Origin of the sequence: Acinetobacter sp. FDAARGOS_494, from assembly GCF_003812225.1 — a bacterium.
Classification (GTDB): domain Bacteria; phylum Pseudomonadota; class Gammaproteobacteria; order Pseudomonadales; family Moraxellaceae; genus Acinetobacter; species Acinetobacter baumannii.
This window is the reverse complement of record NZ_CP033866.1, coordinates 3,489,467-3,516,071: the sequence shown is the minus strand read 5'-3', so window position 1 is coordinate 3,516,071 and position 26,605 is coordinate 3,489,467. Positions and strand designations below refer to the sequence as shown.

General features: G+C 37.1%; 23 protein-coding genes. 6 read left to right on the top strand and 17 right to left on the bottom strand.

What is annotated here, in order from left to right:
• Window positions 1–44 precede the first annotated feature (44 nt).
• From EG365_RS17155 to EG365_RS17130, 6 genes are all read left to right on the top strand, one after another.
• Window positions 45–2,180 carry a TonB-dependent siderophore receptor gene (locus tag EG365_RS17155; RefSeq protein ID WP_001025134.1) on the top strand — a complete coding sequence of 712 codons (2,136 nt, stop codon included), beginning with the start codon at window positions 45–47 and terminating at the stop codon, window positions 2,178–2,180.
• 62 nt (window positions 2,181–2,242) lie between these two features.
• Window positions 2,243–2,542 carry a hypothetical protein gene (locus tag EG365_RS17150; protein WP_029641982.1) on the top strand — a complete coding sequence of 100 codons (300 nt, stop codon included), beginning with the start codon at window positions 2,243–2,245 and terminating at the stop codon, window positions 2,540–2,542.
• Window positions 2,535–4,091, top strand: coding sequence for a PepSY-associated TM helix domain-containing protein (locus tag EG365_RS17145; protein WP_000548737.1), 1,557 nt, complete (start codon window positions 2,535–2,537; stop codon window positions 4,089–4,091). Before EG365_RS17150 ends, EG365_RS17145 begins: the two co-directional genes overlap by 8 nt.
• Complete coding sequence (locus EG365_RS17140) at window positions 4,088–4,390, top strand: hypothetical protein (RefSeq protein ID WP_000971116.1); 303 nt, start codon at window positions 4,088–4,090, stop codon at window positions 4,388–4,390. Before EG365_RS17145 ends, EG365_RS17140 begins: the two co-directional genes overlap by 4 nt.
• 132 nt (window positions 4,391–4,522) lie before the next feature.
• Window positions 4,523–5,407 carry a sulfite exporter TauE/SafE family protein gene (locus tag EG365_RS17135; RefSeq protein ID WP_000011874.1) on the top strand — a complete coding sequence of 295 codons (885 nt, stop codon included), beginning with the start codon at window positions 4,523–4,525 and terminating at the stop codon, window positions 5,405–5,407.
• Window positions 5,408–5,503: 96 nt separating this feature from the next.
• Window positions 5,504–6,613: a 3-deoxy-7-phosphoheptulonate synthase gene (locus tag EG365_RS17130; RefSeq protein WP_000572403.1), complete on the top strand. Its 1,110-nt coding sequence runs from the start codon at window positions 5,504–5,506 to the stop codon at window positions 6,611–6,613.
• A gap of 75 nt (window positions 6,614–6,688) precedes the next feature.
• Here EG365_RS17130 and EG365_RS17125 read toward each other — a convergent pair whose 3' ends face one another.
• The 17 genes from EG365_RS17125 to EG365_RS17040 all read right to left on the bottom strand — a co-directional run bounded on the left by EG365_RS17125 (window position 6,689) and on the right by EG365_RS17040 (window position 26,593).
• A complete protein-coding gene (locus tag EG365_RS17125) occupies window positions 6,689–7,432 on the bottom strand; it encodes an adenosylcobinamide-GDP ribazoletransferase (RefSeq protein WP_000035228.1) in 744 nt (247 codons plus the stop codon).
• Window positions 7,433–7,538: 106 nt separating this feature from the next.
• The gene (locus tag EG365_RS17120; protein WP_001023028.1) at window positions 7,539–9,107 is read right to left on the bottom strand and encodes a histidine-type phosphatase; all 1,569 of its coding nucleotides are present in this window, start codon (window positions 9,105–9,107) and stop codon (window positions 7,539–7,541) included.
• A 124-nt stretch (window positions 9,108–9,231) separates the two neighbouring features.
• Window positions 9,232–9,831, bottom strand: a complete 600-nt coding sequence (locus EG365_RS17115; protein WP_001051568.1) for a histidine phosphatase family protein — start codon at window positions 9,829–9,831, stop codon at window positions 9,232–9,234.
• Window positions 9,824–10,879 carry a nicotinate-nucleotide--dimethylbenzimidazole phosphoribosyltransferase gene (cobT, locus tag EG365_RS17110; protein ID WP_001104712.1) on the bottom strand — a complete coding sequence of 352 codons (1,056 nt, stop codon included), beginning with the start codon at window positions 10,877–10,879 and terminating at the stop codon, window positions 9,824–9,826. The genes EG365_RS17115 and cobT overlap by 8 nt, the downstream gene beginning before the upstream one ends.
• 2 nt (window positions 10,880–10,881) lie before the next feature.
• Window positions 10,882–11,400 (bottom strand): bifunctional adenosylcobinamide kinase/adenosylcobinamide-phosphate guanylyltransferase, encoded by a 519-nt coding sequence (gene cobU / locus EG365_RS17105; RefSeq protein ID WP_000939706.1) that lies wholly within the window; start codon window positions 11,398–11,400, stop codon window positions 10,882–10,884.
• Window positions 11,388–12,014 (bottom strand): 2'-5' RNA ligase family protein, encoded by a 627-nt coding sequence (locus EG365_RS17100; RefSeq protein WP_000249271.1) that lies wholly within the window; start codon window positions 12,012–12,014, stop codon window positions 11,388–11,390. The genes cobU and EG365_RS17100 overlap by 13 nt, the downstream gene beginning before the upstream one ends.
• Window positions 12,015–12,118: 104 nt before the next feature.
• A complete protein-coding gene (gene mtlD / locus EG365_RS17095) occupies window positions 12,119–14,266 on the bottom strand; it encodes a bifunctional mannitol-1-phosphate dehydrogenase/phosphatase (protein WP_062937576.1) in 2,148 nt (715 codons plus the stop codon).
• A 331-nt stretch (window positions 14,267–14,597) separates the two neighbouring features.
• The gene (locus tag EG365_RS17085) at window positions 14,598–15,218 is read right to left on the bottom strand and encodes a GNAT family N-acetyltransferase (RefSeq protein ID WP_000956973.1); all 621 of its coding nucleotides are present in this window, start codon (window positions 15,216–15,218) and stop codon (window positions 14,598–14,600) included.
• 134 nt (window positions 15,219–15,352) lie between these two features.
• Window positions 15,353–15,691 (bottom strand): hypothetical protein, encoded by a 339-nt coding sequence (locus EG365_RS17080; protein WP_000006577.1) that lies wholly within the window; start codon window positions 15,689–15,691, stop codon window positions 15,353–15,355.
• Entirely contained in the window at window positions 15,688–17,211 is a 1,524-nt protein-coding gene (locus EG365_RS17075) for a PepSY-associated TM helix domain-containing protein (RefSeq protein WP_001011360.1), read from the bottom strand. The genes EG365_RS17080 and EG365_RS17075 overlap by 4 nt, the downstream gene beginning before the upstream one ends.
• Window positions 17,212–17,505 carry a hypothetical protein gene (locus tag EG365_RS17070; RefSeq protein ID WP_000018791.1) on the bottom strand — a complete coding sequence of 98 codons (294 nt, stop codon included), beginning with the start codon at window positions 17,503–17,505 and terminating at the stop codon, window positions 17,212–17,214.
• An 84-nt stretch (window positions 17,506–17,589) separates the two neighbouring features.
• Window positions 17,590–19,908, bottom strand: coding sequence for a TonB-dependent receptor (locus EG365_RS17065; RefSeq protein WP_000413985.1), 2,319 nt, complete (start codon window positions 19,906–19,908; stop codon window positions 17,590–17,592).
• An 85-nt stretch (window positions 19,909–19,993) separates the two neighbouring features.
• Window positions 19,994–20,611 carry an RraA family protein gene (locus tag EG365_RS17060; RefSeq protein WP_001071700.1) on the bottom strand — a complete coding sequence of 206 codons (618 nt, stop codon included), beginning with the start codon at window positions 20,609–20,611 and terminating at the stop codon, window positions 19,994–19,996.
• Complete coding sequence (locus EG365_RS17055) at window positions 20,598–21,368, bottom strand: (2Fe-2S)-binding protein (RefSeq protein WP_001097750.1); 771 nt, start codon at window positions 21,366–21,368, stop codon at window positions 20,598–20,600. Before EG365_RS17055 ends, EG365_RS17060 begins: the two co-directional genes overlap by 14 nt.
• A 12-nt stretch (window positions 21,369–21,380) precedes the next feature.
• The gene (locus EG365_RS17050) at window positions 21,381–23,291 is read right to left on the bottom strand and encodes an IucA/IucC family protein (RefSeq protein WP_000993041.1); all 1,911 of its coding nucleotides are present in this window, start codon (window positions 23,289–23,291) and stop codon (window positions 21,381–21,383) included.
• Between the two features lie 9 nt (window positions 23,292–23,300).
• On the bottom strand, window positions 23,301–25,142 hold the full coding sequence (locus tag EG365_RS17045) for an IucA/IucC family protein (protein WP_000531135.1): 1,842 nt from the start codon (window positions 25,140–25,142) through the stop codon (window positions 23,301–23,303).
• A gap of 11 nt (window positions 25,143–25,153) precedes the next feature.
• Window positions 25,154–26,593: a DHA2 family efflux MFS transporter permease subunit gene (locus tag EG365_RS17040; RefSeq protein WP_000442396.1), complete on the bottom strand. Its 1,440-nt coding sequence runs from the start codon at window positions 26,591–26,593 to the stop codon at window positions 25,154–25,156.
• Window positions 26,594–26,605: the final 12 nt, after the last annotated feature.

Genomic DNA, 26,605 nt, shown 5'->3' with positions numbered 1-26,605 from the left:
AAACAATAAAATAAATGAGAATTATTTACATTATCTTTAATCTTATGAATATCCCACCTCGACCATTTAAGTTGTCTGTAATCGCCTGCGCGATTTGTTATGCCAACCTCACCTATGCCCAAGATACACAGGTACAAGCTTTGCAAACGATTCAAGTCAAAGCATCAAATGCAGAGCAGTCTTCTGAACAGACCAAGGCATATAATGTTAAAAACTCGAGTAGTGCAACCAAGCTTAATATTGAGGCTAAGGAAACACCCCAAACCATTAATGTCGTTACTCGTCAGCAAATTGAAGATTTTGGCCTTACCAGTACTCGTGATGTTTTAAGAAATACCCCTGGTGTAACAGTCTCTAATCAAGAAACTGAGCGAACTACTTATATGGCTCGTGGTTTTGAGATTTCAAATATCTTAACGGATGGCGTAGGCTTCCCTCTTTCAGGTTATAACTATAATAATACGAATCCTGATACTTACTTTTATGATCGTGTAGAAGTAGTTAAAGGAGCTGACTCGTTAACTAATGCCTTTGGCGATCCGAGTGCAACCATCAATAATATTCGAAAACGTCCAACCCAAGAATTTCAAGCAAGCGGTGGTGTAAGTTACGGTTCATGGGATACGCAGCGCTATGAAGCTGACGTATCTGGCTCAATTCTACCAAGTGGAAAAGTACGTGGCCGTATTATGGGCTATGAACAAACTGGTGATTCTTACCTAGACCGATATTCTGCGGAAAAAAACGGCTTTGCTGGTATTGTTGAAGCCGATTTAACAGATAGCACTTTACTTACCGCAGGTTATAGCCAAGAACAAAATAAACCTAATGCAAATAACTGGGGTGCACTACCTTTATTAGATGCCAACGGTAAACAAATTTCATATGATCGCTCATATAACCCTAACCCTGACTGGGCGCACTGGGATAATGAGACACAAAATGCTTTTGTTGAATTAAAACAAAAAATTAATGATCAATGGAATGCTAAGCTGACTTACAACTATCTTGATACGAAGCATAATAGCCGTCTTCTCTATTACTATGGTTACCCAAAAGCTGATGGGTCCGGTGTTTCTCTAACGCCTTGGGGTGGACAAGAACATCAAGAAAAACATGCTGTAGATTTTAATCTCGAAGGGACCTATAAGCTATTTAACCGAGAACATGAAGCAACTCTAGGCTACAGCTATGTACGTAATCATCAACAAGATAAACAATCTACAGGAACGATTAACGATAGTAATGTTATAAAGTCAACTACTACCGATTGGGCAAGTTGGACACCGCAATCTATAACTTGGTCAGATTTCACAGAAGCGGCTAACTATAAACAAAATATTAACTCAATTTATGCCGCGACACGTTTACATCTTAATGAAGATTTAAAACTTTTACTTGGTGCAAACTATGTTCAAGCTGAGAGTAAAGGCGAAAGTTATAGCTCACCAATGTCATATAGTGAAAGTAAAGTTTCTCCATATGTCGGATTAACCTATAATTTTACACCTGAATATACGGGTTACATGAGTTATACCTCTATTTTCCGTCCACAAACTGGTATTGATAAAGATACCAATCAAGCTTTAAAACCTATTGAGGGTAAAAGCTATGAAATGGGTGTAAAAAGCTCATGGCTAGATGACCGTTTAACAGGCACACTTTCAGTATTTAAAACTGAACAAAACAATTACCCTTTACGTAACTCGGATGGAAACCCACTTAACCGGAAAGTACCAACGAGTGATCTGGAATCGCAAGGTGTAGAGGTCGGTCTATCAGGTCAAATTACTGATAACGTAAATCTTTCTTTCGGCTATGCTCAATTTAGTATTAAAGATACTAAAAATGGTGGCGAAGCAAGAACATACAATCCAAACCAGACACTTAACTTGCTAACTACCTATACTCCGCCAGTTTTACCTAAGCTTAAAGTTGGTGCAGGTTTACAGTGGCAAGATGGGATAAAGTTATATGACTCAAATGTAAACGGTACGATCAAACAAGATGCATATGCTTTAGTCAATTTAATGGCAAGCTATGAAGTCAATGATCATATTACGCTTCAAGCAAATGGTAATAATATTTTTGACAAGAAATATTTAAATAGTTTCCCAGATGGGCAGGCTTTTTATGGTGCCCCAGCCAACTATACAGTTGCTGTAAAGTTTAAATATTAATAGCGTAGCCAATCCCAATTTGGGGTTGGCTTTCTTTTTTATTTTTTTATGTGTCAGTAAATATGTCCAGAACTTTAAATCTTCCCATGTTATATCGCATAAAAGTTTTCTATCGATTCTTAGTTGTTTTCGGTATGGGTTATGCCTGTATGGTGTACTTAAGTCTTGGACTAACTGAAATTTTCCATTTGAATTTAGACAAACCAGAAGCTATCTATTTGGCGGCCTTTATTTCTATTTTGTTTTATGTATTTTTCGTGATTGTTGGTTTCTGCATCCAATCATTATTGCGACTGACCATTTTATCAATCGCATTATTTGCCCTTTTCTTTATTGTGACACGGACGGTAGGTTATGCATAAAGGTATACGTCAATCTATGGCATGGCTCCACTCGTGGACTGGTTTAATTTTTGGATGGCTCGTATTTGCTATTTTTTTAATGGGAAGTTTGTCTTATTACCGCCATGAAATTAATTTGTGGATGCAACCACCCCTTGCACAATTTGAAATAAAACAAGATGTGGCAATTAAAACGGCATATCAATACTTACAAGAACACGCTTCAGATGCTAAATCTTGGTATTTAACTGTTGCTACACCTGAAAGTCCGGTAAATACGATGTATTGGGAAAAACCAGATGGTAGTTATGGAAATGCAACCCTCGATGCAAACACTGGTCAAGAATTAAAACTTTCTGCGACTGAAGGCGGTGACTTTTTCTACCGTTTCCATTATCAACTTTTTGGTGTCCCGATATTAATTGGGCGGTTGGTCGTATCTTTAGCAGCTTTTATTATGTTGATTGCCTTAATCTCAGGCATTATTACTCATAAAAAAATCTTCACCGATTTTTTTACCTTGCGTACCTTTAAATCGCAGCGCTCATGGTTAGATTTTCATAATGTTTCATCTGTTATTGCACTGCCCTTCTTTTTAACAGTTACTTTTACTGGCTTGGCTATTTTCTTCTATCTATATTTGCCTTGGGGAATGCAAAAACTCTATCCAGAGAATCCATATCAATATTTCAATGATATACGTACAAAAACAGTCACAGAAAGTACAACACCGCATCCTGCACAGAATTTACCAGTTGAAAAGCTATTAGCCCAACTTAAACAGCGTTGGGGAAATCAAACTTTAGCAACTATGAGTGTTAAAAACCCAAATACGAATCAGGCTCAAATTACGTTCATTCAGCAAGAAGACCATTCTATTACCCGCAATCAAGCACAAATCACATTAGATGCTACAAATGCTAAAGTCTTGGGTGATACACGTAATCATAGTCCTATTGCCACACTTTATGCTGGAGTATATGGCCTACATATGGCAACTTTTGCTCAGCCTCTACTTCGCTTAGGATTGTTTTTCTCTGGCATTTTAGGCTGTGTAATGATTGCCTCTGGCTTGTTGCTTTGGAGTCTTAAACGCCAACTTCAAAGTAAAAATAGTCAGTTTCATTTAGGGCACTATTTAGTTGACCGTTTAAATGTTGCTACCTTTGTAGGTTTGCCTTGTGCAACTCTTGCTTATTTGTATGCGAATCGATTGTTTACTGTCACGGCCACCACTGTTAATTATGAAATTTATAGTTTCTTCTTCGTGTGGCTCATGAGCTTTATTATTGCGCTCATCACTAAAAAACAATATTTATGGCAAACTCAGCTAGGTATTTTTATTCTGCTTAGTATTGCACTCCCTATCTTGAATATAAGTTATTTACTGAAAAATAATTATATTCAAAACTTTAGTGGTTATTGGGATTTTGTACGTATAGATATATTTTTCTGGTTATTTGCAGCTTTAGCCTTTTTTATATTTCTTAAAATTAAGCCTATTCAATATAAAGCTTCAGATAAAATTCAAAAAAAGCTGAGTAAGTTAAATATTGAGGTGAATTCATGATGTTCTTTGTGTTTATCCTGACTTTACTAGGCATGTATTTACTATTCATATCGACTGAAAAATATCGCTCACCGAAATCAACTGGTCATTTCAAATCTTTAGCTCAAAAATATTATTCATTGTTGAGGATATTGGCCTTTTTATTATTTGCGTTGAGCGGGTTTATTCTCATCAAAAAATATGGTTTTTCAATTGGTTTTGTCAGCTGGTGGATCTTTGCAACACCCTTAACCTTTTTGCTGATACTTTGGCTTAATCCGCTCAAGCCATCAAAAACTTCCTCTAAGTCATCAATTTGAATAAAATTTCCTCAAGCTAAGCATGATTTTGATTGCTTAGCTTTTTTTTGCATAAGTAAATCATTATTCATGACAACTGTTTATCTCTAAAAGGAATAAGATATCTGCGTTTCGTGATAAGTGGCGATAAAGATGTCTGGTGCTTTTGAATTTATCTTGGCAGGTATGTTAGTTGGCTTCTGTGTAGGTATTACAGGAGTTGGTGGTGGATCATTAATGACACCAATTTTAATTGGTCTTTTTAGGATTGAACCGCATATCGCAATTGGTACTGATTTACTTTACGCCGCGATCTCTAAGTTCTGTGGATCGATGGTTCACGCAAAAAAACTTAATATCGTCTGGCCGATTGTTTTATGGCTAGCGGTCGGTAGTATTCCTGCATCTTTTGGTACTGCGTGGGTACTTGAGCATTATTTAAGTCAGTCAACTCATTATAAAGCTGTATTAACCATGGTATTAGGCTTTATGTTGACCTTAACTGGTGTTTCTATCATTTTCCGTACTCGGATTGAAAAGTTCTTTAATAAATTCCGAAATAAAGAGAATACTCAAACTGAAAATGAGCAATTAGCTGTTCAAAATAAACGCACCTATATTGTGATTATGGGGATTATTTTGGGCGTATTCGTAACACTATCATCAGTCGGCGCTGGTGCCTTTGGAATTATGGCACTTGTAATCATGTTCCCTAACTTACCAATGATTCGTATTATTGGTTCCGATGTCGTACATGCAGTATTACTAACCTTAGTTGCTGGTCTGGGACATATGAGTGCCGGTAACGTCGACTTTATGCTACTTATGTGGTTGTTGGTAGGTTCTATTCCGGCAATTATTATTGGAACATTAATTAGCTCACGTATGCCAGAACGTTTAATCCGTAAAATTTTGGGTATTACACTATTTGCTCTTGGTGTTAACTTTATGGTCCACCCAGTCAAAGCCAAACCAAAAACAGCTGTGGTACAACAAGCAGTAGTTGCTGAAAAAACAGGCAACTCGACCGAAAGATAGTAAAATCAATGGGATTTTTCCAAACTGAATTGCCATGAGATGTAGTATTTTCATAATTATTTCATGGTATATTCAGTACACAAAACAACCTTTAGTATGATCGAACCAGTGACAGCAATGACTACACATTCAAATTCCGTTTCTAAGCCAGATATCGACGACGTTAATATTAAAAGCATTCAAACTCTTGTAACACCAAATGAGCTTAAGTCAGAACTTCCGTTATCTGATGTTGCTTCGCAAACTGTTCTAAAAGGCCGCGAAACTATTCGTAATATTTTAGATGGTTCAGATAAACGTTTATTTGTCGTTATTGGTCCTTGCTCTATTCATGATCCAAAAGCTGCTCACGAATATGCTGATCGCCTAAAAGCGCTAAGCGAAAAGGTTAAAGATACTTTATATCTAGTTATGCGTGTTTATTTTGAAAAACCACGTACCACAATTGGCTGGAAAGGCTTAATTAATGATCCGGATATGAATGACTCATTTAACATCGAAAAAGGTTTACGTATTGGTCGTAAACTTTTGCTTGAGTTAAATGAAAAAGGTTTACCTTGTGCAACTGAAGCACTTGACCCTAACTCTCCACAGTACTATCAAGACTTAATTTCTTGGTCTGCGATTGGTGCACGTACAACCGAAAGCCAAACTCACCGCGAAATGTCTTCTGGTCTATCATCACCAGTAGGTTTTAAAAATGGTACAGACGGCGGTTTAACTGTTGCAACCAATGCCATGCAGTCTGTTAAATATGGCCATAGTTTCTTAGGCTTAAATGAAGACGGTCAGGTTTCAATCATTAATACAAAAGGTAACCCTTATGCACACGTGGTATTACGTGGCGGTAATGGTAAACCAAACTACGATGCTGGCTCTGTTGCAGAAGCAGAAAACGCTTTAGCGAAAGCAAAAGTGAGCAACAAAATTATGATTGATGCAAGCCACGCTAACTCGAATAAAGACCCTTACTTACAGCCGCTTGTTCTTAAAAACATTACTGAACAGATTTTAGACGGCAATAAGTCAATTGTAGGTATTATGGTCGAAAGTCATCTAAAAGGCGGCCGTCAAGATATTCCTGACAATCTTTGTGACCTTGAATATGGCAAATCAGTAACGGATGGTTGTATTGACTGGGAAACTACTGAAAAGACATTGCTTGAAATGCATGAAGCTTTAAAAGAAGTTTTACCAAACCGCTAATTCATCTTTTTGAGATTGAAAATTAAGCCCTCATTTTTTGAGGGCTTTTTTATTTTATTGAGGTGGAATTTAACATCAAACTAAATAAAAATAACTTACGACAAAAGTAAAAATCAGTACAGTTTCACCTATTTCAATCGCTGCACCGACGGTATCCCCTGTAATACCGCCAATCCTTTTTATAAACACATGTCTTAAATAAACAAGACTGATTAAAAAACTAATGATAGCAATAAGCCCTTGCCACTCCCAATACAAAGGTAATAACAGAACGAACCCAGTTATTATCCATGAAGCAGTTTTGGGTAAATGGTCTGTCAAAGAACGGCCTAAGCCTTTTTCGCGGACATATGGTGTAGTTAAAAACAAAATAGATGGCACCACACGCCCAAGGATAGGAATGCATATTAAAAATAAAGATTGATGCTGTTCAATCAATACATAAATCAGTGCAAATTTGAGCAAACATACGATAACTATGCTGAGGACTCCAATTGGACCACAACTTGGATCCTTCATGATTTGTAAAGTACGTAGTTTATCTCCAAAACCACCTACCCACGCATCGGCAGTATCTGCTAGCCCATCTAAATGCAATCCGCCCGTTAGCCAGATCCATAAAGCGAATACGATTGCCGCAAGTAAAAGAGCGGGTAATTTAACAAAAATACAGGTAACAAGAAAAAGTATGCCCCCAATAATCAGACCAACTAGAGGATAAAACAGAATAGCTCGACCATTTTGTTGCGCCGTTGGTATTGTTTTTAGCTCAATAGGCAGAATAGTTAAAAATTGCAATGCTATCCAAAAAGGTGCCATATCCAAGTCTCTAACTGATCTATATCTAAAAACAAATTGAATTATGAAGAAATAAAAATGGGAATAGCAATCCCTATTCCCATTAAAGACTTCAAAAACTGAAAAACTATTGCATTTGATAGCACTGTTTCAATTTGATGTAGTCATAGTAAAAACTGGTTGGTGTATAAAGTGCATAATTACATGCAGGTTTAAATAAAGTTTCTTTTTCGTTATAAAGCATTTTTACCAAAGTAGAGCCTTGGTTATTTTGGTAAATATCCCATTGTAAATTTGCCGCCATAGGTGAAATTACTTCACCACGCCATGCGCTTGTCGAGTAATTATAAGTCTGACGTAGTGGTAACGGCTGCATCATATTATGCAAATCTAAGCTAGTTGCTAAAGGAATAATAATTTCAGCATGGGCAAAACGTAAAACTGCTTTATAAGGTTGGGCTTTATTCACAACAGCATCAACTTGTTGGAACAGGTCTTGTTTAAGTCCTTGGGCGATTTCACTGGTGACTTGATTTGATTCTGTAAAGCTTGGACCTTTTTCGTAAAAATCATTGGCATCATTAAATTCAGCATAAAATTTTGCGGCTTCCAAAGGCATATATTTATCAAAATTAATACCTTTTAACTCATCTTTCATACCACCAGAAATTGAATAGAGTTCATAAATATAAGCCGCTGCATCAACTGCGCTGGCAATTGTATTTTTCCCCTTACCTTTTTCTGTAATTTGCTCACCTTTAGGCGGAGTTACTGTAAAGGATCCGGTATTGCTAAAGCTATAACCAGTGGTACCGAGCTTTTTAATGAAGTCAGCTTTAAAAATCGGGCTGAGTACCATTTGGGCAGTTTTTTCAGCCTGAGTATTTTTAGATAACTCATCTAACTTTTGAGCTAAATCTTTATTATTTTCTTCAAAATCTTGATAAGCCTGACTTGCATCATAAATTTTTTGTTGGCTAACACTCAGTGGTTGAGCTAAGTCTTCGTCTGCATTCAAGCTATGAAAATAAAGTTTAAAACGATCAACGCCACCATCTTCAACACTTGGAACACTTCCACTCGATAAATTGGTATAAGACAATGGAACAATTTTATCTTTCAGTTGGGGTTGTTGTTTAATGAGTTCAGCAGTGAAAAATTTAGCACTATCTACCGCACGGTCTACTCCAGAACTTTGTACCAATATAGGCGCCTGCGCATTTAAAAGAGTTGGTAAGCGCTGTAATAATCGATCGGCAATACCGCGGTGTTCTAAAATACCAGTCATGGTTTCATTTCCATATCCGTACTGACGGATCCCTTCAACACCATAACCTAACAAAATATTCGCTTTCATCATTGCTTCTAAATCAGCACCTAATTGCTCACCTAGCGGCGTTAAGGCATTTTCAGCTTTCGCCTGTTTCCATAAATTATAAAGTGCTAAATCATATTTCAGACTTGATAAACCTCTCGAACCGTGACGTGCCACTAACTCTGTAAAAACTGGCTGGAACCCAGTCGGCGCTTGTTCATAGCTTTTTAAGTCTTGTTGAGGTTGGTAAGGCGTTTTCGTTTGATAATATTTTGATGGGTTTGTAGATGGTGCAGTTTGAGCTTCTTGATCATCATTGTTATTACAAGCCGCGAGTAATAATGATGCTGCAAGCACAGTTGTTTTAAATAAAATATTCATAAGCCAGATGTGTGATTAATAAGAAATGCCAATAGCTTAGATACTAGCAATGACAGTTCTATTACACAGGCTAAAATAACATTTTAAAAATAATAACTTACAAGTGTATAAAAATATAAAACTACTATCTTAACTTAAAAGTTAATTGACCATCTGTTTCAGAAAATTCGAGTGAATATAATTTTCCAAGCTCTGCCGGCATTTTAAGTAAGTCATCTAGAGGCTGTTGTCTGGCTAAACAAGCCAATAGCTTAATCACACCGCCATGAGTAACAACTAAAGCATGCTGTAAGTTTTGCTTTTGCATATGCTCCAGCAAATCTTGAAAGCCTTTAAGAACCCTTGTTTGAAACTGGTCTAATGTTTCTGCGCGAGGTGGACAATATTGACTTGGTTTTTGCCAAAAGTTTGCCAGTAATTCGGGTGAAGTTTCATAAATTTGCTGAGTTGAGATGCCTTCCCATTCACCAAAATACATTTCTTTTAAGTCATGATTTACAAGTAAGGGGAGTTCTGCTGTTTTGGCCAGTTGCTCGGCAAAACAAACACATCTTTTTAATGATGAACTTACAATGACATCCCATGGCTGATTTGAAACTTGCTCAATGGTTGCCTGCATTTGCTGCCAACCTTTTGCTGTTAACTCATCATCTAAATGGCCACGTAAGGTATGGCTATACTGGCTTTCTCCATGTCTGAGCAAATCAATCCTAAATTTAGCCAATTTTATTTCCGCTTACAGCCGCTTGAGCGAAGGTAGCCATTTGGTTATGTAAAGCGCAAGCCATTTTAACCAATGCCAAAGCAGCGCCAGCACCACTACCTTCACCCAAACGCAAATTCATTTTTAAAATTGGGTCAGCATTGAGTTCTTGTAAAATACGGCGATGTCCATATTCAGCCGATTGATGACCAAACAACATCCAATCACGCACTTGAGGATTCATCCGCACAGCACATAAAGCGGCTACAGAACTAATAAAACCGTCTACAATCACAGGTAAACCCACTTGCGCACAGCGGATATAAGCACCTGTAATTGCCGCAATTTCCAAACCACCTACAGCACATAGTGTTTTGAAGACATCACCAATGACATGTTTATGATGAAGTTCAATTGCTTTTTCAATTACTTCAATTTTATGTCTTAACTGATCAGCACCAATTCCTGTACCTACTCCAGTCAATTGCTCGGCAGTATCATTTAATAAAAGGCATGCTAAAGCAGAGGCAGAACAGGTATTTCCAATCCCCATTTCACCCGCAATATAAATATCTGCTCCATTCGCTTTAGCAGTATCTACACTTTTTTTCCCTAACTCTAAGGCAGCACGACACTCGTCAGCATTCATTGCAGCTTGTTTGGCAAAATTTGCTGTGCCGGCACGAATACAATGACGCTCAACACCTGCGTATTCGTATGCTTCGCCTACTGTGCCACAGTCAATCACTTGCAAATGAGCTTGATGATATTTAGCAAGCACACTAATTGCTGCACCACCCGTCGTGAAGTTTTGCAACATTTGACGGGTAACAGCTTGGGGATATGCAGAAATATTTTCTTCAACTACACCATGATCACCTGCAAAAATTGTAATCCATGGATGGTTAACTTGTGGATGCGCATTTGATTGTAAACTGGCAAGTGTAATTGCAATTTGCTCTAAATCACCTAAGGCACCAGTAGGTTTGGTGAGCTGGAGTTGATGTTGCTCAGCTTGTTGTTTTGCATCTAAATTAGGTTGCTGTACGGATTCTAACCACCAGTTCATTTTTATTTCTCACCTTTTAAAATCATTGGAAAACCAGCCACACAAAACACAACCTTATTTGCAATTTGCCCTAGAGCTTGATGTAGTCTGCCTGCTTCATCGACAAACCGACGACTGATCTCACCGAGTGGCACAACGCCTAAACCCGTTTCATTACTTACTAAAATAACTTCTGACTCAAGCGTAGGTAAAATTTTTAACAGCTGCTCACATTCAAATTGTTGAATATTTTGATCTTCTAAAAGTAACAAATTGGTTAGCCAAAGTGTTAAGCAATCCACAAGAATAATCTGATTAGGTCGATCAATTTTTTGCAGAGTTTTTGCTAAAAATAATGGTTCTTCAACCAAAGACCAGTGAGCAGGACGCTGATTTTGATGATGGGCAATCCGGCTTTGCATTTCTGGATCAAGCGCTTGCGCCGTAGCCACATAAGTGACAGCTAATTGCATAGATATGGCCGTTTGTTCAGCCAATCGGCTTTTGCCAGAACGGGCACCACCTAAAATCAATTGCAACATGAATCACCTAAAAACAAATGCTGATACGGATACAGCTGACCTTGTAAAATTTGAGCTTGATAATAGCCAAAGGTTAAATGCTCTACTTTAAGATCAAATTCAGCCTGTGTGTATTGTACAGGTAATTGAGAAATTTTTTGTAAAATCAAATTGCTACTATAGTCTTTCTTATACAAACCCAATGTAATGTGCGGACAGTAATCTAAAGCGGCAATTTCATTAGAAACTGTGTCTAATTTTTGCCGTATGTGAGATAAGATATTTTCGATGTCTTGGACTTCTACAAATAAAGCACTACTAAAACTATCAACTGATCCAATTTTTAATTGAAATGGTGCAATATCTTCTTTTCTTAAAATTTCCCCTTGCTGCACAAAGCCACTAAAACAAAAGTCATCATCATGAACTTTATTTTCATGGGTCAAGAATCCACATATAAACAGCGTGACATGATATTGACGGTGATTAGGTTCTACTAGAAATTCTGAAAAATGCGCACGCAATTGATCTAGATAATGAACTAATTTCTGATCATTAATTTCTAGATACCACAATGCGTAATTTTGACGCCCAAGGTGCCATTCGGGATAATCCCGTATAGGTGTTGGCACCATGGGTGTGGAGGGTTTTAACAGCACGGTTTTAATTCAAAATTATTCAAATTTTGTATTAAAACATGTTTGTCTTTCAATTGTTGAGGTTAATTCAATAAGCAAACTCAAACATATTGATTTGATGTAGTTTTGGTATTGTTCAGCTTAATGTCCAAAGGTTGTTTACCTTGTTCAGAAAACAAATATTGGATAAGTTGAACCAATTCAGCTTCAAGCTGTCTTCTTTGAGTTGTACTCAAGTCTAGGTTCTGAATTTGTTGCTGCAGCTGTTCAACAGCTTTAGTCTCTTCAATTTCTAAAAATTGAATCGCATAGGCATAACCTAAAGCAGCACCTTTTAATAAATTTTTATAAGGCAAATCATGACAAATATTCACAGCAATTGATGCCATGACACGTTCATTATGATTGAGTTTGCGTAGTGGATCTCTAGCTACGCGTTGACAAGGATCTTTAAATGCATATTCACATGAGTCTAGAAAACTTTGTGACATTCGATCCAGATCTTTTGCATAGTTAGGTAATACAATAGCAAGTCCCTGCTTCACTTCTGCAATTAAGTTCTCTGCAAATGCTTTAACTAAATGATCACCCATGGCAACACCAATAGATTCATAACCCATTAAAGATGCATACCAAGCAAGCATCGCATGTACACCATTCCATAAACGATTTTTAATGAGTTGAATGTCAGTAATTTGGTCAACCAATACCACCTGACGCAACTTTTCAAGTAAAGGACTGCCTTTCTCTACATAGATTGGCATATCAGTTTCACTATGGAACAAGATTAAATCCATGCTTTGTAAGATATGTCCCGGCTGGAAATTACGGCGCATGTTATCAACATAGATAGAAGCCTGATTTAGTTGTTCTTGATTCAGTTTATTACAGTCTTCAATTTCGATTTGGTCTTCTTGCTCCAAATCTTCTAAATGCTGTTCAAGAAAATTATGCTTAATACGAAGTTGACGATATAAATTCTGATTAGAAAGTTTTGAAACCATGCGATTAACTACGGTGTCGCAAAAGTAATGCTCTTTTAAAATATGCTCGGTTACATCTTCATCGTTGGTTAACTCTAGTAGAGCTTCTTTAAGATGCTTCATAACCAAATATTTCGCACCAACCTTATTTAAAATAATTAGAAAGGTTAAAGGTTCTATACATGTTTCAAGTTGCGAATTAAAACGCGCATATAACCCTTTTGCAATTATCTTTGATTCAGGTTCGATCGCTTGCTCAGGCAAACATAATGCAATCAAACTTGAATGAGTATACATCTCTAACATTTGTTGCTCATTGTCAGAATCAACAATGGTCATATTTTCAATACGTTCATCATAAGAAAATTGCCCATAGCGAATACTATAGGTTCCAAACGCATTTACAGCTTCGCGGAAAAGACTATTTCGTGTTGACGCAATTATACGTTTTGGTTTCGTATAACCATCCCAATGCGACAAGATCTGCGCTATATAACCACCGCCAATAGCACCGAAACCATGTATTCCAACAGTAAGCTGATTCAGACTTTGCGGAAAAGGTTCCTGCATTTCTGGCATGTCCATAACAGGGATAAATTGATCAAGATCGGTTAAAAAGTCATACATCTGATCATAATAAAAATGCGCTTTTTCCAGCATTTCATCATTTGGTTCTTTAATATCTTTTAATAAAATCGTTAAACCTTTCGATGTATGTGCTGAAGTTAAACCATTTTCCGAATCTTCAAACATAAGACACTGGTTAGCGTCTAAATGAAGTTGACTAGCCGCTTTTAAAAAGATTTCTGGATGTGGCTTCCCTTGTTCTACTTCATCCCCACAAGTAATGACATCAAAAAATTTATAAACATTTGCATTAATTAAATATTCTTCGGCAATTGCTCTACGGCTTGAAGTAGCCACAGCCATTCTTAAACCAGATTTTCTTAAACGCTCTAGAACTTGAACCAAACCTTTTTTAATAGGCACGCCGTGTTTTCGAATATGTTCTAGTTCCATCTCATCGGCACGTTTTCGAATTTCCTTATATGGAACATCTACTCCGTATAAACGTTGTGCAAGCTTTTCCGCTGTAGTCGCACTTAACCCCAAACATTGCATTAAATATTCGTGTGAAAACTCCTGCCCAATGAGTTCTTGAGATGCCTGTTGCAATGTTTGAAACCGCAACCGTTCAGTATCAAACATTGTCCCATCCATATCGAAGATAGCTCCATGAACAGGTTTTCCATGAAAAATAAGCACGTTTTTACCTCTTTTTTGATCATGTTTTATTCAGGGTATACAAAAAATTGCTAAAAAAGGCAGGATGATAATAAATGAAACATTAGTGGTTATTTTTTAACCAATAATATAAGCAATCTGTTACTGAGAAGAGTTAAAAACTCAAAAAGGTTGAACAATATAGATAATTCTGAAACTGAGTTTTAAGCACAAAAGTAGCAAGCCTTCCTCGCGTGCTACTTTTGCTTCTTCTTTTTATGCGCTGATCATGTTTATTTTTCTTAGGTCCATTTACTGCTAAACAGACCTGCATTGTTTTTATTATGTCTTGCAGGTCTACCCATACCAGAAATTAACTCGCTTTTTGCTGTAATTTTTGTTGCGATGCCTGGTATAACTCAAAAAATCTGTCATAGAACTTTTCACGGAAACAGTAATACAACATTGCCGTTTTTTCCGGCATTGGAATTAAGCCCTGCTCTTCATAGCACATGTCTTCTACTACAGCCGCATAAGGCTTCACTGTATGATCAGGTTCTCCTACAATTCTATTTGTTGGGGAATTTTCAAAAATATAGAAATTCAATAAACGAATTGTTGGGCGCAAAAAGCCTTGACCAAAAGCAGATTTCTCCCCAAATAGTAAATGCCAACCTAAATCATTGTCTTCACCTTTATAATAACGAGCTAGGCGATCACGCTTCCCTTCATAAATTTCGGCATAACCCACGTCTTGACCATTGATTCCTACAATCATTAAACGTTGATGATCATCAGCTAGCATTTTTTCAAAATAAACTTTGAGTTCTATTTCGCTTTTATTTAATTGCCACTGAGGAATAACGTGTGGCTCATGCATCCAGCGGTGTAATAGTGGTATATCTTGAGGATACTGAACCTGACGTAATGAGTAGCTAACATCATTTTCAATATATTCAAAATAATCTGGGAGCTTTTGTGAAAGCGTAAGCATTATAACGGTCCTTGCTATGACATAACCTATAATTGATAATGATAATCATTTTTATTTAAGATGCAAGCTTATTTTTACTATTTTTTTTATTGCATAAATTATGGACAAAAAATTCAGCTTTCCCCTGCTAATATTTAAGGTACCAACTCAACAATCGAGAAAATAATTGCAACGACGATTACCATTAACCAAATAGGAATAAAATATTTTCTAAAAAAATAAAAAACAATAATTTGCAAAAAGAAAGCGGTTGTGATGATCGCAAAAAACCATGATAAGACTCCTACTGAGCTTCCTTCAAAGGAGCAATTCAAAAACAATGAACTAAGCAAAAATAATATGGTTGTTCCATATAAAATTCGTCTAGATGTACTTTTAAGCCAGCTATATTGAAGCTTTTTCTGACCAAATTGGCTGAGCATACATGCTTGCATTATGGCAGCAATAGCCCAAAATAATGATGCAAAGCTCATTTGGCCTCTCCTAACGTAATAAATTTGGTTTGGTAGAAGCGTAGTACTACTAAATAGAATAGCCCGAGCAGTATGAGCGCCAGATCAACACCGACAAGAGACCAATGCACAGACTTTAGACTATTTAATAAAGAGGCTTCTGGCACCAGAACGACACTAATAACTGGAATAAGGAATAAAACAGCAGCCGTAATATATAGCATGATGATTATTCCCTTCCTTATTGAGCAGCTAAAGCTAATCAATAAGCTTAATAGCCATGCTATATAAAATGCTGAAACCTCGTATAGTTCCCTCGGCTCAAATGAAGCAGGTATAATCCGATTAACCATTAAATAAAAGGCTGAGGCAAAAGGCAGCCCTAAGAAAGTAAAAAAGTTCAAATGTCTTACTAATCTATATCCAAATTTCTTTTGTTCTTTGATGCGCTTTGTTTGCCATAGTAATGCGCCTGCAACCAACATGACACATCCTATTATTCCTAAACAAGCCAAAATAAAACGCATCCAGATAGAAGCAAAGTAACCTAAATGAATCCCATAACTTGATGAACCTAATTGTGCAATTGCACTTAAATTTCGTGGCTGATTGAGTCGTTCAGCCGTATTTGTTGCAAAAATATATTGAGGAGTATTTAAGGTAATAATATTTTTATAGTTATAGTCAAATGTAATCATGCCATCGGCTGTATTAGGCTTTTGAACTTCAAATTTATCTAAAATAGCTCCAGATTCTGTTCGCTTAGGCATTTGTGCCATGAATTGATTAAAAGGTTGCATCGCTTCTGTTAAGGAAGGTTCTCGAGGTTTTGCCACCTCGGTAAACTGCATTTCATTATAGAACTTAGGTATACCAGCTTTACCATATTGTTCCGATAATCCCCACGGTAAAACTAGATAAAATAAAATCAACAGTCCAGTAAAGGCCATCACCAAATAAAAAGGAAAAGTGATAACTCCTGTTATGTGATGAAGATCTAATAAAGAACGCTGTCCTTTAAAAGCCCTAAAGGTAAAAAACTCTTTAATAATTTTCTTATGCGTAATCACACCTGTGATTAAACTAATTAATAGAATTAAGGCAACAACAGCTACAACTAAGCTACCGAACGTGCTTGGCAAAGGATAAAGCGTGTAATGTAGTTTGAAAAAGAAATCTCCACCCAAAGTCTTCCGTACAGGTCCTAATAGCTCTCCGGTATTAGGGTTTTGTAGCTCTTGATGTTTCCCCTCTTTATCCTGCCATTGAAGTAGGTTCACAGGCATCCGCTCATTGGCTACTGTGACTCGCCATCTTTTGGCATTTGGTGCATGTTGGTTGAGATAGTTAAACGCAGTTTGCGCAGAATGTTGTGCAGAAGGGACTGTTTGAATATGGCTGATTGCTTCTGGCTGTGCCCAAACATTAATTTCCGTTCGAAAATAAGCAATAGAGCCCGTAAAAAAAATGAAAAAGATAACCCAAAGAACAATAATTCCAAACCAACTATGTAGTATTGCCTGAATTTGACGAAAATTCATTTAAGCCACTCCCCATTTAGCTAATAGCCAATAGCTCACTAATAACACTACGCCTAAGCTATTGATCATCCAAAACCATAGTTTTGATAAAATGGAACTCGTAAAGACAATATAAAAAATAAAAAAGATAAAACTGATAAATACCGAAAAATAAACATTCTCTGCTTTAGCAAAAGGTAACCATTTAGCCAAAACAAGGCTGAGCCATGAACTGTAGCAATAAGCGGCTAAACAGATAAAAAAGATCCTGCTATACGTAAAATTAAAATTTTCTTGTTTTTTTAGATGACTCATTTAAATGGCCTTAAAAATTTAAATATGCCAGATTTGATTGAAAGAAATACCTGCTCTATACAGGTATCTCTTTCGTTAGTTGCATTAATAGTTAAAAGTATAACTTAAACCATAAGTACGGCCTTCTGCAGGGATTGCTAACAACGGATTAGCATTAGAGACGGCTGCTTGCTGAGCAAATACTGTTCGATACTGACGGTTCCACACATTATAAACACCAAAATCTACACGACCTTTCCAAGCCGGGAAATGTGCTAATACATCCATAGTGGTATAACCTTTGATTTGCGCAGCACTATTCGCATCATTCTTTACAGCGTTTTGGAAAGCTTCATCTTGAGTTGTTGCAAATGCTGCTAATTCACGGTCATCTTTATAAGCTTTATTTGTTCCTTTAATAGCTTGCATCTGAACACGAACACCATACCCTTCATTATTATCCCATTCAGCAAAAAGGGTTCCTTTCACTGGAGCAACCGTAAATGAGTTTAATTCATGCCATTTATTCGCCACGTCTTTATACTGACCACGGGTATATCCTAAAGTGCCACCGACCTTATAATTTTCCATAAATGGATAACTAATAGTTGCTTCCGCCCCGTATACTCTTTGATCTGTATCTACAACCTTTGCTGCACGATTGTTGAATTGGACAGTTTTATCCGAAGTATTGTAAAAACCAGTCAATCCCAGATTTAGGCCATCATCCTGATTCAAACGCCAACCTAGTTCATAACTATTTACTGTAATTGGCTGTAGATTTGCTGTTGAAACGGTATAAGTAGAAACATCGCGCAACATACGTTGTACGTCAGGGAAACTAAAGCCCTGAGAGAAATTAGCATATACCTGCTGTGCATCTGTAAGTTTATAAACTGCACCTAAATTAAATAACGGCTTATCATCATGTGTTGATCCTGCCGGAACCATTGTTGTCTCTCGGCTAGGAATATAAGCATCGGTATCCGCTTGAATATATTGGTAACGAATACCTGCTTGCAAGTTCAATTTATCCGTAACTGCATAATCGCTTTGAACAAATGCTCCAATATTTTGAATTTCAGTATTTGGCCCATAACCTTTACGTTGGCCTGTTGGCGTATACACTAAATAAGGATATTGAGTTGCTAAAATATCAACAAATTGCTTATCTTTTTCCCAATCATAATCAAGGCCATAGGTTATTTTCATATCCCGATTGGCGATATTAAGATCGGTTTGCATAGTTGAACGTAATCCAGCTACTTCAATTTCTGATTGAGACTGGTTTACAAAAGTCACGGATTTATTTGATAGGCCATATGGGAAGAAACGTGATTTTTCATTTCTATAATATGCTTCAACATTTAGTATTTGGCCTAAAAAGTCTTGATTTTGATACTGTGAATTAACAGCATAACGCTCGGTAAATAATGGATTACTAAGCTTTAAACCTTTAATTGCCTTATAAGTTGGCGTTGTAGCATCATTACTCTTAGAGGTTGTCGGTAAATAAGAGTAATCCGGTCCGTAGTCAGTATCCTGCTTATCTTTATAGTACTGGGCACCAAAGCTCAATGTCTGAGTATCATTTAAATTGAAATTTAAACGCCCATTTACATCGATAGTATCAGTGTCCATCGTACTACCTTGCCAAGGGCTTAAGGAAATTCTATCGCCATTTCCATCAAATTGAGACCCTCTACTTGTAAAATTAGCTCCTAAGAAACCATCCATATTGCCTTTATTAAATGAGACAGATTGTCCGACTTCATAAGCTAAGCCGTCACTACGGAATGTATCTGAAGATGTAATGCCTACTTTTGTTTCAAAGCTAAGTGGTTTAGATGTATCTGCTCTTTTAGTAATAATATTAATAATACCGCCAGTAGCACCTGACCCATAAATACTAGTCGCACCCGAAATTACTTCAATGCGTTCAATCATACCAGGACTAATACTATTTAATTGACGCGAAACATCGCGAGAACCTGTTTGCGAAACGCCATCGATCATGACTAATACGTTTCGTCCACGCATTGTCTGACCATAATTACTTGTTGTTCCACTACTTGATGCAAGAGATGGTACAAGTTGTGCAAGAATGTCGGCAACTTTACGACCCGCCGTAGCTTGCTGGATAATTTGTTTCTGATCAATAGATTGAACTGTACCTGCAATCTCTGCAATATTTTTTGGTGTACGAGTCGCAGTTACTACAATCTTTTGCAATTGGGTTACTGGTTTTTGTGTTGCATTTTCGCTTACCTCAGCCGTTTGAGTTACGGTTTCTGCATAAGCCTGCTGTGCAAAAATAGCCGATATGGCAAGACAACAAGGTGTCATCTTAAAAAGTACTTGTTTTGAACGTATGTGATTACGTGCTTTAACCCCAATCTTATTGTTTACATTCATTTTTTCCATTTCTCCCTAGCCCAAATGTTACTCAACGATTTTTCAAGAGGCACGACATCATACTAAATACGAACATTAATGAGAATGATTTTTATTAAAAATAATAGTCATCTATGTTATTTTTTAAAAAGAATTCATTTTTCTTATTTTGTTCATTTTGCTCAAGCATTTGAAATTCTTTTAAATATTGCTGTGCCACATCCATTTTTATTATAAATATTCCATCTGCATCCCCTATAATCAGATCTCCAGTTTGTACGATGGTATGATTAATATGAATCTTGGCATCTATTTCAACGAGACTTTCCCCTTCATTGCGAGTGGTTAAACAACTGGTTGTATGAGCAAATATAGGAAGTTTGAGTTGAAGTAAAGCCTGCCGATCTGTAATAGCTCCTAAGACCACAACGCCAGCCAGACCACAGTGTATAGCGGCTACGCTCCTTTGCTCTCCCCAGCAAGCACGTTGTAGATCATATCTTGCATCAATAACGAGAACTTCATTTGGTTGACAACTCATCAAGACTTGTCTTAAACCACTCGCATTGATCGATTCAATCCGAACTGTACGTACAATCCCCACCACCTTATCTTCAGGTCTTAAGGGGAATACCTGTGCAATATATCCCTGATCAAGTACATGACCAATAGTAGAGGTTGCTATTTCTTTATATGCTGTAACAAGTGCTTTAGAAGTATCAATTTGATTCATCTTTAAATTTTCCGATTTCTTTTAAACGTAAGGGACAATTACGGCATAAGGTCTGCTCAGCCTCTTCGAGCTGAAAATAGAAACAGCATTTTTGTCTCATAAAAGTATTAAATTCTGGATGCCATCCATTCCATAAACGCACAAATGGATTTTCAGTTAAATAAAAACTTTCGGCAGCTTTTGACTTAAAGAATTGTTTTTGCTGTTCTAACCGAGACTGTATATCCGGATTTAGATTTTGATTTGTAAAAGAATGATAAAACTGTACTACTCGAACAGCTACATTTTCCCAGAGTAATACATAAGGTACGCGACCTATTTTCGCTAACTGCTTAAATAACAGATTAAGTTGTTCTATCAAGTCATTAAACTCTTGCAAATGTATAATCTGAACAGAATAAAAACTTGTTTGGTTTAACTGTAAAGTCCTATCCCAATACCATTGTTCCGGCAAGTCTATAACTAATGCTGAACTATCCCATTTTACAAATGGCAAAACAGCCACATGGCAATATAAAAAAGGTAAGATCCAACTTGTACACCAATATTTGACAAACAATGAGGTCGCACAAGTTAGATTTTTAGCATGAATACGTGTTGCAAAATCCTGTAACACCTGTCGACATACATCATCATTCAACAGACAATCTAAGGTTGTTGAACTTTCAGGTAGTATTTGAACATTTAATTTCAGACGCTGTTGCAATATAGGCAGAGTTGCGCACTTCTCTGCCTGTATTTTAAAAGACGTATTCATCGTCAGATATCACTAACAATTTAAGGCATACCAAAGTGGGTTTCGGGTTTTCCCAATTCCCGTTGGCATACTACCAATCCGTGTATCTTGTTCTAGCAAAGGTCGAAGTAACTGCTTATATGGCCATTCAGGCACTTCAAATAGTAAATGTTGGAGCTGGGTCAAAATCTCTGGCTGGAAGTTTAGATTTTGAATAACTTGCTGTAACGCATGAGCAAGTACAGACCATAGATCCTTAACTTCAATTTGATAATGACTCGCTAAATTATCAACAATACACCCTAGATTAACCTGAATACCTAAAGTTTGAATATAAAATAACAGAGCCTCTACCGATTCATGATAAAGCGTATTTCTAAAATCATGGGGACTCAAATAATTAGGATCTTTCAATCCGCTTTGCTCTACCCAAGGTAAATAAATACGTAATGAATCATGATCACGGAACATCAATCCATCAAATTCGCCATTTTTCAACACAAGACATATGTTTTGCCCATGAATTTCACCCATAAGCCCTAAGCGGAATAATCGCAAATTTACATCAAAGAAACATGTACACAGTTTCTCAAACTCGATAAGTATCTGCTTGGAGTTTATGTCCTTGTGTTGAAGCTGCAAAATATAATCAAAAATGGCAGGCTCACCCATAATTGTATGTCCAAGACTTGCCATTGGTATAAGTTGATAAGGTTCTTGCAATAATTCAGCTGGAATATGACGGCGCTGAGCTGCCAAATGGGTAGGTTTCTCTACAAATAACCACTCATTGTCTGCTGTCCGATCATTTTGCTTCTCGGGTAAATATGACCACCATTGTGTTTCTTCACAAAGCCATAATTTTTGTTTTAAGACAGCATCTTTTGCCTTGGCTTGCTGTAATAATTTCTGATTTTTTTCACCATTAATCATTTTCACAATAGGCAAAAATCTTAATGAACCAAGAGCTTTAATCCCTATCGGTAATTTTAGACTTTCTTCTAAAACATTTTTTGATAAGAGGCTACGCATAGACGCACTGGCATACATTCCTTTAGAGATAAAATTCAAAGGATGACAAACACCGTCGGCAATATCATCCGCATAGAACTTGGGAAATAAATGCTCAAATTGCCAAGGATGAATTGGCATTGCAATGTGGGTTTCATTTAACCCACGTTGAAACATTTCCTGTTTTAATTGATATCGCTCAGCACGAGGAATAAAAATTTCGCTTGGCTGTTGTTTGAAAATATTTTCTACCCCTTCACCAAACATCATTTTATCCTTATGTACAGCCACCCAATGAATAGATAATTCTTGAGCAAATTCCGGACAATATTGCATATACTCTTGCTGACTGAGACCTTCTTTTAATTTGGCTAAAGGATGATATGGGCGGTCCCGATAACCTGCATATTGCTCTAAAATGCGGAATCTATGTGCCAAGCTTTGATTCAATAAATCATGTGCATTTACCCGATGTTGTTGTAATAAATGATATTGCTTTAAACATTTTTGCAGCTGCTCATAAAAGGCTTGAACTTTATCAGTGCTACACTGATTAAAAAGACCTATCGCTTGAATAAACTCAAAAAGTTCTATTATCCCAATCACATTGATCTGAACATGATCATTTGTGCGTTCCAATAGAAAAACTTCTGTTTCATTAGCAAACTTCCAGGCTTGAGTAATACCTTTTTGTACCGCAAACATGACCAAGCCTTGCCGACTCTCTTCGTGTAATAGCACAAAAGAAAATTGTTCAGACGTGTTTTTAAATACTTCTTGAAGATTTTTGCCATGTTGATTTAGCGCAGTTTGGGCAGTCGCAAAATCAAAAATAAACTGTTCAGGAATAATCGTTTCAACCAGAAGGCTATTGATAAAATCCTGTAAGATTCCTTGGTCCATTACTTGATAAACGGGCTGAAGTGCATTCATAGATAAATCTCACTTCACCTGCAATTTAAAAGGAGCTAACGGGTTATCGACAAATTTAATTTGTATGCTACGATCGCCAAATAAACGCCGTTTAGTTAATGACTCAATGCGCAATTTTTCGGCAAAAACATCAAATAATTGGTAACGTGAAGCATGCTCTGGATGTTGCTGCTGGTAATTTTGGATGACTTCCGCAGCCCATTGCCAGAAATTTTTTTCTGGAAGATCAAAGTTTTGATTTAAAAATATTGCAATATCGGTTAAAGCGACAAAAAACAGACAGGCACAGCTAAAATCACGAATACCATTTAAATCATCTGTCAAAATAAATGACATACTGTTGGTTTTTGCATGCTCAGGCGGCAACTGATCGAGTTCAGGAGCCAATTCAGGGTGTGCTAAATGTGCTGGACTATAGCGCACACCATCATGGAAGTCCTTTAAAAGAACTCGCGTTGGCCAACCTTGTTTATGTACAAGAATAATATTTTGGCCATGTGATTCAGTTGCAATTCCCTCCGCAAAAAGTAAATGAATCAAAGGAGTAATCACAACTTTCAAAAGTTGACGTGTCCATGATTCAACACCATATTGCTGTAACCATGGTGCAATTAATGCTTGCCCATCTTTTTGGATATGACTCACGCCATTTAACGGTATTGCATCTTCACCTTCACGTAAATATTGATGCACACTCTCACGCCATAGACATCCAATTGTACCATAGGCCTGTTGAGCATGTGATTTTGGCAATTTAGTAAAATCCACGCTTAAACCATACACTTCACGTAATACAGCAAAATCAAGCTCTTGGGCGGTTTTGCTCTGTTTAATTAAGCGTTGCAACCAGTCTGTAATAATTGGCCCATTCATTACTGTATGTTTAGCCAGAACACGTGAGCTTGATGTATTAGTTAGACTCATCGACAGTTTGATATAAGGCTTTTCCGGATGCTGCAAGTTAGTCATAGTGCGTAGAGATTGTTGGGCTAAATAGCGATCCTGACTTTGCCCTAAATAAACAATTTTGCCATTTAGAATTTCTTCAGCAAAAATAGAAATTAAATGGTTTTCCCATTGCCAAGGATGAACCGGAATCCAAATATATTCATCAGCCTTCAAATCACGATCTGAGAGATGTTGCAGGAATAGCTCTTGGTCTTGTGAATTCAATTGCTCCTTAAAAAATAAATCTGGCTCTATATCTTCTGAATGTTTTTTTGCAACAATGTCCTGATGCACAGCCAACCAGACCAAGGCGATTGGTTGGGCGAACTCCACACCATAGCGTACATTGTCTTGTAAACTAAAACCTACACGTGACTTGTAACACGGATGATATGGATGACCATCCATTAAATATGATTCTAAAATATCATATGGATATTGAATTGCCGGCAAAGCATAGTGATCAAAACATGCTTGAGACTGTAAATCATGAATAAATGTTCGTTTTAATTCAAAAATAAAATCTTCAACTTTTGCTGCATCGGTTATGGTTCTAAGAATTTCATCAATAACTAAATTTAAAGTAGCAATCTGATAATGACCGTTTTCATCTTGACGAAATACATCCTGATTACGGGCAAGGCGTACCAGTTTGTAACTATATTGTCTTTGCCCTGCAGCGACATAACGAATGGTTTGGCGCTGACTATTTTGTACTTCTATAATAAAATTTTTTCCATCATATTCTGAATGAATAATATCTTCAAAAATTAAAGCTTGAAGTAATTGCTTAATAACACGTTGCTCAACATATTTTGCCTGATCCGAATTTGGATGTTGCCAAGCCTGTAAAGCATTTTGAATCACATGTGTATTTGATAAAACTGGATGTAATTGTCCCATTTTTATTAATCCTATTTCTTTAATTGGTCGATTCTGTACTGTTCAGGAAAACGCCATGCGAAAGGCAAAGTGCAAAGTATAAGAATTGCACAACACACAAAGATTTCCTGCATAGTGTGAAATGATGTAAATATTGCTTGAGTATTTAACGGCAATGATTGTTGTCTTAGCTGAAGATATAACGCGGCAATAACGACTGCCACTGCTGCAAAAATACGTCGGAATAAATTATTTAGAGCGGCCGCTTGAGTAACTAGATGCTGTTGCTGCTGGCGTAAGCTGTTCAAACCTGCCGTAGTCGATGGCATATAAGAAAGTCCCATTCCTAAGCCATGTAATATCATACAAAACACAATGAACCAGACATTTTGTATAGGTGCCCAAGCAAGCAAAAGAAAAGAAGCCACAGTAATCATTAGTCCAAGAGACATGATTTTTGCAGCACCGTAACGATCTAGATATTTTCCTGCAGGTTGACTACAAATACCGGTAACTACTGCACTGCTCATTAGCGCAAAACCAGTCCAAAGCGGGCTTAACTTTAGAAGGTGCTGTATCCATAGTGGAATGAGCAACATGCCAATAAATAAGCCTACTGTTTGTGCCACACAAATGACTAAGCTGTAGCGGAACCCCTTCGTAGCAAACAAAGCTGGCTCGATTAATGGCATAGACTTATTCTTTTGTACAAAAATAAATCTTATAAAAAGCAGCATACTTAGAACTAAAAGCGCACCATATAGAGGTTGAAGTAAGTCCTGAATTTGATGGATTTGGCTCAGTGTCCCAAGTAATAAAACTATGCTTGAACCGAGAAAAAAGAATCCTGCCCAGTCAAACTCTTGCTTATTGTCCCATTGCTCTTTAGGTAGAAAAACATAGCCTAAAATTAATGCCAGACAAGCAACAGGTAAATTGATAAAAAATAAGGCCTTCCAATTAAGCCATACCAAAACCAGTGCTCCGAGCATAGGCCCAACTGCTAAGGTTAGCATGATCATGGCACCCCATAATCCTGTTGTACTTCCCCGTTGTTCACTGGGCGTAACTGAAAAAATTAGTCCAAGAGATAATGGAATCATTAATCCGCTACAAAAGCCTTGCAGAGCTCTAGCAATCAACACCGATTCAAACTGATTAAATAAACCACCTGCTGTAGAAGCCAAAGCAAATCCCAATAAGGCAATTAAATAAATTGACCGCTTACCAAAACGCTGGCTTAGGAACCCAACTAAAGGCAAACTGATACTCATTGCTAATAAAAAGGCAACAACTACCCAACTTGCCCATACCTCACCTACCTGAAAATAGGACATTAAATGAGGTATTGCAGGGTTGAAACTACTGTTATTTAAACTAACCGTACCTGTACCAAGCATAACCGTCAGAAGTACGTAGCGTTGTAAACTTTGCTCATGAGGTTGAGCCGCGGACACAGAAGAACGTTCCATACACATATCCTC

What these genes read in the sequence shown, in the direction of transcription:
- EG365_RS17155 (WP_001025134.1), top strand. Translation starts at nt 45, where the DNA reads ATGAATATCCCACCTCGACCATTTAAGTTGTCTGTAATCGCCTGCGCG.
- EG365_RS17150 (WP_029641982.1), top strand. Translation starts at nt 2,243, where the DNA reads ATGTCCAGAACTTTAAATCTTCCCATGTTATATCGCATAAAAGTTTTC.
- EG365_RS17145 (WP_000548737.1), top strand. Translation starts at nt 2,535, where the DNA reads ATGCATAAAGGTATACGTCAATCTATGGCATGGCTCCACTCGTGGACT.
- EG365_RS17140 (WP_000971116.1), top strand. Translation starts at nt 4,088, where the DNA reads ATGATGTTCTTTGTGTTTATCCTGACTTTACTAGGCATGTATTTACTA.
- EG365_RS17135 (WP_000011874.1), top strand. Translation starts at nt 4,523, where the DNA reads ATGTCTGGTGCTTTTGAATTTATCTTGGCAGGTATGTTAGTTGGCTTC.
- EG365_RS17130 (WP_000572403.1), top strand. Translation starts at nt 5,504, where the DNA reads ATGATCGAACCAGTGACAGCAATGACTACACATTCAAATTCCGTTTCT.
- EG365_RS17125 (WP_000035228.1), bottom strand. Translation starts at nt 7,432, where the DNA reads ATGGCACCTTTTTGGATAGCATTGCAATTTTTAACTATTCTGCCTATT.
- EG365_RS17120 (WP_001023028.1), bottom strand. Translation starts at nt 9,107, where the DNA reads ATGAATATTTTATTTAAAACAACTGTGCTTGCAGCATCATTATTACTC.
- cobT (WP_001104712.1), bottom strand. Translation starts at nt 10,879, where the DNA reads ATGAACTGGTGGTTAGAATCCGTACAGCAACCTAATTTAGATGCAAAA.
- cobU (WP_000939706.1), bottom strand. Translation starts at nt 11,400, where the DNA reads ATGTTGCAATTGATTTTAGGTGGTGCCCGTTCTGGCAAAAGCCGATTG.
- EG365_RS17100 (WP_000249271.1), bottom strand. Translation starts at nt 12,014, where the DNA reads ATGGTGCCAACACCTATACGGGATTATCCCGAATGGCACCTTGGGCGT.
- EG365_RS17085 (WP_000956973.1), bottom strand. Translation starts at nt 15,218, where the DNA reads ATGCTTACGCTTTCACAAAAGCTCCCAGATTATTTTGAATATATTGAA.
- EG365_RS17080 (WP_000006577.1), bottom strand. Translation starts at nt 15,691, where the DNA reads ATGAGCTTTGCATCATTATTTTGGGCTATTGCTGCCATAATGCAAGCA.
- EG365_RS17075 (WP_001011360.1), bottom strand. Translation starts at nt 17,211, where the DNA reads ATGAATTTTCGTCAAATTCAGGCAATACTACATAGTTGGTTTGGAATT.
- EG365_RS17070 (WP_000018791.1), bottom strand. Translation starts at nt 17,505, where the DNA reads ATGAGTCATCTAAAAAAACAAGAAAATTTTAATTTTACGTATAGCAGG.
- EG365_RS17065 (WP_000413985.1), bottom strand. Translation starts at nt 19,908, where the DNA reads ATGGAAAAAATGAATGTAAACAATAAGATTGGGGTTAAAGCACGTAAT.
- EG365_RS17060 (WP_001071700.1), bottom strand. Translation starts at nt 20,611, where the DNA reads ATGAATCAAATTGATACTTCTAAAGCACTTGTTACAGCATATAAAGAA.
- EG365_RS17055 (WP_001097750.1), bottom strand. Translation starts at nt 21,368, where the DNA reads ATGAATACGTCTTTTAAAATACAGGCAGAGAAGTGCGCAACTCTGCCT.
- EG365_RS17050 (WP_000993041.1), bottom strand. Translation starts at nt 23,291, where the DNA reads ATGAATGCACTTCAGCCCGTTTATCAAGTAATGGACCAAGGAATCTTA.
- EG365_RS17045 (WP_000531135.1), bottom strand. Translation starts at nt 25,142, where the DNA reads ATGGGACAATTACATCCAGTTTTATCAAATACACATGTGATTCAAAAT.
- EG365_RS17040 (WP_000442396.1), bottom strand. Translation starts at nt 26,593, where the DNA reads ATGGAACGTTCTTCTGTGTCCGCGGCTCAACCTCATGAGCAAAGTTTA.